6 protein-coding genes and 1 tRNA gene are annotated in these 8,778 nt (G+C 57.1%); 3 read left to right on the plus strand and 4 right to left on the minus strand.

Annotated features, from left to right (window positions below):
* The first annotated feature begins 93 nt into the window (after positions 1 to 93).
* Entirely contained in the window at positions 94 to 2,058 is a 1,965-nt protein-coding gene (locus ACXAG1_RS16725; protein WP_475092319.1) for an extracellular catalytic domain type 1 short-chain-length polyhydroxyalkanoate depolymerase, read from the plus strand.
* 193 nt (positions 2,059 to 2,251) lie between these two features.
* On the plus strand, positions 2,252 to 2,449 hold the full coding sequence (locus tag ACXAG1_RS16730) for a hypothetical protein (protein WP_043321079.1): 198 nt from the start codon (positions 2,252 to 2,254) through the stop codon (positions 2,447 to 2,449).
* Between the two features lie 190 nt (positions 2,450 to 2,639).
* On the opposite strand, the gene secF is transcribed toward ACXAG1_RS16730, so the two are convergent.
* The 4 genes from secF to queA form a co-directional block, all read right to left on the minus strand.
* Positions 2,640 to 3,644, minus strand: a complete 1,005-nt coding sequence (secF, locus tag ACXAG1_RS16735; RefSeq protein WP_475092318.1) for a protein translocase subunit SecF — start codon at positions 3,642 to 3,644, stop codon at positions 2,640 to 2,642.
* 10 nt (positions 3,645 to 3,654) lie between these two features.
* On the minus strand, positions 3,655 to 5,523 hold the full coding sequence (gene secD / locus ACXAG1_RS16740) for a protein translocase subunit SecD (RefSeq protein WP_475092317.1): 1,869 nt from the start codon (positions 5,521 to 5,523) through the stop codon (positions 3,655 to 3,657).
* A gap of 174 nt (positions 5,524 to 5,697) precedes the next feature.
* Positions 5,698 to 6,813 (minus strand): tRNA guanosine(34) transglycosylase Tgt, encoded by a 1,116-nt coding sequence (tgt, locus tag ACXAG1_RS16745; RefSeq protein ID WP_475093935.1) that lies wholly within the window; start codon positions 6,811 to 6,813, stop codon positions 5,698 to 5,700.
* A 74-nt stretch (positions 6,814 to 6,887) separates the two neighbouring features.
* Positions 6,888 to 7,943: a tRNA preQ1(34) S-adenosylmethionine ribosyltransferase-isomerase QueA gene (gene queA, locus ACXAG1_RS16750; protein WP_475092316.1), complete on the minus strand. Its 1,056-nt coding sequence runs from the start codon at positions 7,941 to 7,943 to the stop codon at positions 6,888 to 6,890.
* 174 nt (positions 7,944 to 8,117) lie between these two features.
* On the opposite strand from queA, the gene ACXAG1_RS16755 reads away from it, so the two are divergent.
* A tRNA-Leu gene (locus ACXAG1_RS16755) sits at positions 8,118 to 8,204 on the plus strand.
* Positions 8,205 to 8,778 lie beyond the last annotated feature (574 nt).

Below are 8,778 nucleotides of genomic sequence, written 5' to 3' on the forward strand. Positions count from 1 at the left end.
CCTACCTCCCTGCATACGACTTAGGTCGCATATTCACCGTTTCGGCCCCTCGCTAGGCTGGGGTTGCTTCCAATAAAAATAACGGTGAAAGCGATGAAACTTTTCGAGCAGCGCAAGCTCCTGGGCGCAGGCCTGGGTCTATCTATATTGCTGGGTGCGGCAGCGGCAGACGCCGGCAGCTGGCAACAGAACGTCGCCATCGGCGGCTTCAACAAGGTCCATATTTACACCCCGGATTCCACCTCCCCCATTGGCGATGGCAAGTCGTTACTGGTGGTACTGCACGGGTGTACCCAATCCATCGATGCCTACCTGAGTGCAAATCTGGAACAGGCCGCAGAAGAATACGGCATGGTAGTGGCGGTACCCGATGCCATGAACAAGGCCGGTTTCAGCTGCTGGTCCTACTGGCAGGGCACCCGCTCACGTACCGCCGGTGACTACAAAAACCTGGTCAACCTGGCAAATACCATGAGTGGCGACGCCAACCGCAATATCGACCCCAATCAGGTGTATATCGCCGGCCTCTCCTCCGGCGCAGCGTTTGCCAACACCACCGCGTGTATCGCACCGGACGTGTTTGCAGGCATGGGGATCAGTGCCGGGCCAAGCATAGGCACCAGCTCCAGCGGCGCCATTGGCAGCTGTGAAACCGCCAACGTGACCAGCCGTTGTAATTCCTACGCCGGTAGCTATGCCAGCCATTTCGGCACACAGATCGCGTCTATCGCTCACGGTACCAACGACACGACCGTGGACGACTGCTACAACACACAAAACGCCGAGGGCATGGCTGGCGTCTACGAGGTGGGTCAGCTCCCGGGTACCAATACCTACAGTGAAGGCAATCGAAGCGCGACCGAGACTCTTTGGCAGGATGGACGCGTGTCCATGCTGTGGCTGAACGGCGTGGACCACTCCTGGTCCGGCGGCCAGGGCGCGAGCGGCAGCTACATCAGCGGTGCGGGCATTAACTACGCCAGCTACCTGGGTCAGTACTTCGCAGACCATAACAAGCGCGTAGACCGCAACAGCGGCCCGGTAATCAGTGACATCAATGTCAGCACCAGTGGCGGCCAGGTACTGGTCAGTGGCACCGCGACCGATGCGGAAGGCAGCGTGCAAAGCGTTGACGCCACTTTTGTTGGCGGCACCAGCAGTTCAGTGAGTGGAGGCACCGACGCCAGCGGTTTTTTTTCGCTGACCAGCCCGGCACTGGCGGACGGTCTCTACGAAATAACCGTAACCGCTACAGACAATGAAGGTGCCATCGGGGAGCCCTATGTATCGACCGTGCGCGTGGGACCGGAACCGCCAGCGACCGCACCGGAGCTCAGCAACCTCAGCGCCGAGGTGGCCGGCCAATGCGTTTCCGTAAGCGGTACCGTGGTAGACCAGAACCAGGACCTGGAGAGTGTCACCATTGCATTCAGCAATGGCAGTGTTACCGCCACTGTTGTCGGGACCGAGTTCAGCGGAGAGAAATGTAATTTACCGGGCGGCTCCGGCTCCGCGTCTGTCACTGCGACGGATATGACAGGTTTGAGCAGTAGCGCCAGCGTGAGTTTCGTTGCTGATGCCGGGGTCACAGCAACTCTGGACCAGCACATTGCCGCAGGTCGCCTCGACTACACCAACTACGCCAATTGCTACCTGGAGTACAGCACTGCCAGTTTCCGTCTGGACGAATTTTCAGTCGGGGGCGGCCAGTGCCAGTGGCGTGATACCGATGCGTCATGTACCGGTCCACAGGTCGCCTGTTCCGGTGGCGGAAGCTCCAGCGGAGGTAGTTCCGGTGGCAGTAGCTCCAGCAGCTCGAGCAGTAGCTCGGGTGGCAGCAGCTCGGGCGGAAGCAGCGGTGGCGGCGAGACCTGTACCGAACACGCCACTTACAACTACTACCAGAAGACCGCCGGCCGCGCCTACAGTACCGGCAACCCCATGGCCCCGAACTACTTTGCCCAGGGGACCGATGAGCCAATGACAGGCTCTACCTGGGGCCTGAATACCCTTCACAGCAATGACGGCAGCAATTGGTCTGTTGGCGCCTGCCCCTGACACGCCCTGCATTTCCTACCTTTAAAAACGGAAAAGGCCTGAAAAATCAGGCCTTTTCCGTTTCAGCCAGTAAAAGTTGCCCTGTCGAAATACTGCCCCCCGGCACCAGGCAAGTGCGCGCATAGCGTGGCGGGTGATTTTTTGCACAAAATGCGGTATTATCTGCCGTTCATGCATAAAAGTGGACAGAATTGTGGCTAAAAAAGCATCCAGCGCCAGCAAACGCGGTAAGGAAACTGTTTCTACAGAATCGCGCGAAGCCATCGAAGCTCAGATTCAGGCGTTCCTCGCCAGTGGCGGAGAGATCGAGCAAGTACCCAAGGGTGTCAGCGGCCAAACCAATACATCTGGCCCCAAACACATCACCCTGGGCAAAAAGCCCCGCGCCTGATTCCTCAAGCGCGGCTGTAGTACTGCTGTACTACAGATAGTGACTGACAAGCCGGCCAGGTAGCCTCATCGAGATAGCCTGAAACCCCTTCAGTCACAGCAAGACCAGATATAAAAAGGCGGGAAATTCCCGCCTTTTTTGTGCCTGCCGTTTGGCTACGGCTACTTACCAAATAGATTTGCCCAATAGATCAGGGCATTTCGTCCAGCTCTGCCCCTTCCTTCACCGGCGGCATCAGGTCTTCCTTGGTGGTATTCATCGCCATCAGGATATTGGCGGCCACGTATACGGAAGAGAAGGTACCGATCACCACACCCACAATCAGCGCCAGGGAGAAGTTGTGAATCAGCTCGCCACCGAAGAATTGCAGTGCCCATAGCACCAGCAAGGTGGTGAAAGAGGTCATAAAGGTACGGCTCAGGGTCTGGCTCATGGAGATATTAATCACCTCCGCCGGATCCGCCTGGCGCACCTTGCGGAAATTCTCCCGCACCCGGTCGTACACCACGATGGTGTCGTTAATGGAATAACCGATCACCGCGAGCACCGCGGCGAGCACCGTCAGATCGAAATCCAGGCGCAGGATGGCAAAGAAACCCAGCACGATGATCACGTCGTGAATCAAGGCCACTACCGCACCCACGGCAAACTTGTACTGAAAACGCAGGGCTACATAGCCCATCACTACGGCCAGGGCGAACAGCATGCCCAGACCACCGTCGTCACGCAGCTCCTCACCGATCTGCGGGCCGACCATTTCCACCCGGCGCAGGTCAATACGGCCATCACTGTGCTGGCGCAATGCACCGACAACCTTATCGCCAATGGAGTTGGTCGCTTCTGCGTCGCGAGCGTTCTGCTGAGCCTGCTGCTCCGCAACTTCCGGCGGCAGCTTGATCAGCAGTTCACTGTCGGAACCGAAGTTCACAACCGCGGCGCCCTCAAAACCAGCCTGCTCCAGCTGGCTGCGCACATCTTCAATTTTCGGAGCTTTTTCATAGCCCACTTCGATCTGGGTACCACCGGTAAAATCCAGGCCCAGTTTCAGGCCGTTCATTGCCAGCGCGATAATCGAGGCGGCAACCAGGGCGAGCGAGAATGCAGCGGCAACTTTACGCCAGCGCATAAAGTCGTACACACGCTTGCCCATATATTCGGTGATCTTGCCGTTTTCTTCTTTGGTATTACTACTCATCACCCTTCCCTCAAATCCAGAGTTTCTGAACACGGCGGCCGCCGTAGAACAGGTTGATCAATGCACGGGTGCCCATGATGGCGCTGAACATGGACGTCAGGATGCCGATAGACAGGGTGACCGCGAAGCCCTGTACCGGGCCGGAGCCAATGGCGTACAGGATTACCGCCACAATCAGGGTGGTGATGTTGGCGTCGACAATGGCACTATAGGCGTTGTCGAAGCCCGCATTGATTGCAGATTGCGGCGGCAAGCCATTGCGCAACTCCTCCCGTATTCGCGAGAAGATCAGAACGTTCGCATCCACCGCCATACCGATGGTCAATACCATACCCGCAATACCCGGCAGGGTAAGTGTCGCGCCGAGAATGGACATGACGGCAACCAGCAGAACCAGGTTGGCCGCCAGCGCAATGTTCGCCGCCAGGCCAAACACCCGGTAGAAAAGCAGCATACAGATAACAACCGCCAACAGGCCGATCTGTACCGAGGTCAGACCCACCTTGATGTTATCCGCACCCAAAGACGGGCCGATCACGCGCTCTTCCACGAAATACATGGGAGCCGCCAATGCACCGGAGCGCAGCAGCAGCGCGAGTTCCTGGGCTTCTGCCGGGCTGCCCAGACCAGTGGTACGGAACTGGCGACCGAGAGGGCTCTGAACCGTGGCCAGGCTAATGATCTTTTTGTCATCGGTGCGCTTTTGCACAACGATTTCGTTGCCGTCTGCGTCAATCTGGGTCTCCGGCGTGAACCGGCTCTCCACAAATAGGGTACCCATACGACGACCAACATTTTTCCAGGTCGCACGGTGCATCAGTTCACCACCGCGGGAATCCAGGGTGATGTTTACCTGCGGGAAACCGCTCTCGTCGTAGCCGACACGCGCATCGGTCACGCGCTCACCGGAAATGATGATTTTACGTTCCAGCCAGGCTCCGCCGTAGGCGGCACGCTCCTGCTCGTTGCGGTACTCGAAATACTCTTTAGTGGTCACCAGAGCATCCTGCTTGGCTTCCATACGGTATTCCAGGTTTGCGGTTTTACCGATGATCCGCTTGGCTTCCGCGGTGTCCTGAACACCCGGCAGCTCCACCACAATGCGATTGCGCCCCTGGCGCTGCACGATGGGCTCGGCAACACCCAGCTCATTCACCCGGTTGCGCAGCGTGGTCAGGTTCTGGGTAACCGCATAGTCTTCCAGCTGTTTGATTTCCTGGTCAGCGAGGGTTGCACGAATTTCCAGATTGCTGCCGCCACCGCTCTCGGTCAGCTGCAATGTCGGAAATTCACTGCGCAGGGTACGCATGCCCAGGGTGCGCAGGTCTTCACTGCGGAATTTGGCCACGATTTCACGATCGTCTTCCAGCTCAACACTGCGGTAGCGCGCCTTGGCCGCGCGCAGTTTGGACTTCACGTCGGAGACGTAGCCTTCCATATTGGTTTTGACGATGGAGTTGGTGTCCACTTCCATCAGAAAGTGCACACCGCCCGCCAGGTCGAGACCGAGCTTCATCGGGCTTGCGCCCATATTCATCAGCCACTCCGGTGTGGTGGGCGCCAGGTTCAGGGCTACCACGTATTCGCTGTGGCCGAGGGCTTCCTGAATCGCGCGCTTGGCGGGCAGCTGTTCTTCATTCGATTTGAGGCGCAACAGAATCGATTTGTCCTGTACTTCGCCCCCGAAGTATTCGATACCCGCTTCATCCAGAGCCTTTTGCGCCTCATTGAGCACATTTTGATCAATTTTCAGAGCGCTGGATTGGCCGGATACCTGTACGGCAGGATCAGGTGGATACAAATTCGGCGCTGCATACAACAGCCCCAATCCGACGACGATCAGAATCAGGAGATATTTCCAGATAGGGAAGCGATTCATGCTGTTCTCATTGTTGGGCTGGCCCGTTTGTACAGGCGCAGTACGGGCACATTTTTTTGGTAACTGACGATATGCGGACGCCACGGCCCGATTACAAGCCGCGAGGCGTACCGATCAGAATTGGGAGCTGATTATACGGGGATAGACAGGTGGCACAAATCACCACCCGACGGCTCAGCTCAGTGGGGGAACCTCACGTCCCAAACCCTCGTAAAAAGTCGCCACATAGTCTTCCAGAGCCCCTTCGGCAATGGCGTCCCGCAGTCGTTGCATCAAGCGCTGATAGTGACGCAGGTTGTGGATGGTGTTCAGCTGTGAGCCGAGGATTTCCCCACATTTGTCCAGATGGTGCAGGTAACTGCGGGAGAAGTTCTCACAGGTGTAACAATCGCACCCCTCTTCCAGAGGTCCGGTGTCATGGCGGTGTTTGGCATTGCGAATTTTCACCACACCGGCAAACGTAAACAGGTGGCCATTGCGGGCATTGCGGGTAGGCATGACACAGTCAAACATATCCACACCACGGCGCACGCCTTCCACCAGATCTTCCGGCTTACCCACACCCATCAGGTAGCGAGGCTTGTCCGCTGGCATCTGGTGCGCGAGATGATCCAGCACCTTGATCATCTCCTCCTTCGGCTCACCAACAGAAAGACCACCAATTGCATAGCCGTCAAAGCCAATGTCGGTAAGCCCGGCCAGGGATACATCACGCAACTCGGGATACATCCCGCCCTGCACAATGCCAAACAACGCAGAGGGGTTGTCCCCGTGCGCATCTTTCGAGCGCTTGGCCCAGCGAAGGGAGAGCTCCATGGACTTCCGCGCTTCGTCGGGCGTCGCCGGATAAGGCGTGCACTCGTCAAAAATCATCACCACGTCGGAACCCAGGTCCCGCTGTACCTGCATCGACTCCTCAGGGCCGACAAAAACGGGGCTACCATCGACCGGGGATTTGAAAGAAACCCCCTCCTCGCTGATTTTTCGCATCTGCCCCAGGCTGAACACCTGAAAGCCGCCGGAATCCGTGAGAATCGGCCCCTGCCACTGCATGAAGTCGTGCAGCGTGCCGTGGGCCTTGATCACTTCAGTACCCGGGCGCAACATCAGATGGAAGGTGTTACCGAGAATAATATGGGCACCGATCCCCTCCACATCGCGCGGCAGCATTCCTTTGACCGTCCCGTATGTACCTACGGGCATAAACGCCGGTGTTTCCACCACGCCGCGAGGGAAATGCAGCCGTCCACGACGGGCTTTGCCATCGGTGGTATCCAGCTCAAACTTCATAAAACATTCGCGGCTCAAGGTCTTCTCCTCGCTCAAAACGGATTCGCTTTTCTATCTCTAATTGGGGTGGCTATTTATCGATTGCCAACTTCTGCGGGATCTACCGAAGGGTTGCGCTCAATCAACATCGCATCACCGTAGCTGAAAAAGCGGTATTTCTGTTGCACAGCCTCTGCATAGGCGTTCATGGCATTGCGATACCCTGCAAATGCGCTTACCAGCATCAGTAGAGTGGATTCCGGCAAGTGGAAATTGGTAATCAGGCGATCCACTACCCGGTACTCATAGCCCGGATAAATGAAAATTTCCGTCTCACCCTGGGTTGGCTTCAGGGTTCCTGTTGCCGCGGCACTTTCCAGCGCACGAACACTGGTCGTTCCCACCGCAACGACCCTGCCCCCGCGGGCGCGACAGGCTGCTACCGCATCGCAAACTTCCCCAGAGACATCGAGAATTTCGCTGTGCATTTTGTGTGTGTTGATGTCGTCCACACGCACTGGCTGGAAAGTGCCGGCGCCCACATGCAACGTAACAAACGCAGTTTCCACACCCTTGTCCCGCAGGGACTGAATCATCTCATCGTCAAAATGCAGGCCCGCGGTGGGCGCGGCTACGGCGCCTGCATTGCGGTTATATACGGTCTGATAGCGCTCTTTATCTGCATCCGTATCGGCACGATCAATATAGGGTGGCAACGGCATATGACCCTGCCGCTCCAGTACCGGTAGCACTCCCTCGGCCGGGAATTCAAGCTCAAACAGCGCATCGTGACGCTCAACCATCAACAGGGCCGTATCGTCTTCCAGCAGGATTTCACTGCCAGGCTTGGGTGATTTACTGGAACGAATATGCGCCAGAGCGCGACGCTCATCCAGCACCCGCTCGATCAGTATCTCCAGCTTCCCACCACTCGCTTTACGCCCAAACAGGCGTGCAGGGATAACCCGGGTGTCATTGAACACCAGTAGATCACCGGGCTCGATCAGGTCCAGGATATCGACAAATTGACGGTGCTCCACGTTGCCGGTCACCCCGTCCAGGCACAACAAACGGCTGCCACGGCGCTCTGCGGTGGGTGCCTTGGCAATCAGCGATTCCGGTAAATCAAAGTAAAAGTCCTGGCGTTGCATCACATCAGTCTAGGCATTAATGAATCGGTCGCGAAGAGTAACGGAAAGCACTTCTGAAAGCACTTCTGAAAGCGCCCTGCCGCCAATTCTGCAGCCAAATCTGGTTGACCCAACAACGCCCATCGCTATAATCATCGTCCTTTCCAGCCGACACTGACGTCGGTGGATGGATCTGCCAGAGTGGTGAAATTGGTAGACACAGGGGATTCAAAATCCCCCGCCCTTAAAAGCGTGCCGGTTCGAGTCCGGCCTCTGGTACCAAACAAAAAAGCCCTGATTGCTCGCGCAATCAGGGCTTTTTTGTTTGGTACTGGGGGCTGGTTGAGAAACGGCACTCGGTTCGACCAACTGCACCAGCAGTTGGGACGCCGCCAGGCGCCCGCAGGGGCACATCGGCGCAGCCGATGTGATCAGTCCGGCCTCGGGCAGGTGGCAGCGGAGCTAGTTAGACCCGCCATTCCAATCCCCGTACATTTTCGAAATGCTTGCACGACATCAAACAGGCTCCGACATAAGAGAGCAGGTCATCGGTAGGCAGTAGCGTTCGGTCAGGTGGAGCAGTGAACCTGAGCAACGATGACCTACACTGGGTGTCGAGCTGCGCTCGCCATCGCTGCGCGACGCCCGTAGGGCGCCCCTGCCTTCGCACCTTCGGTGCATGGGCGGTCACATGGCAGCGCTTTGCGCTGCGAGGTAGTGGCAGTAATTCATCGTATCCTAAATACAAAAAAGGCCACCCCAAATGGGGTGGCCTTTTTTGTATTTAGAAGCCTGACGATGACCTACTCTCACATGGGGAATCCCCACACTACCATCGGCGATGTTGCGTTTCACT

Source organism: Microbulbifer sp. ABE4_465 (genome assembly GCF_056160765.1).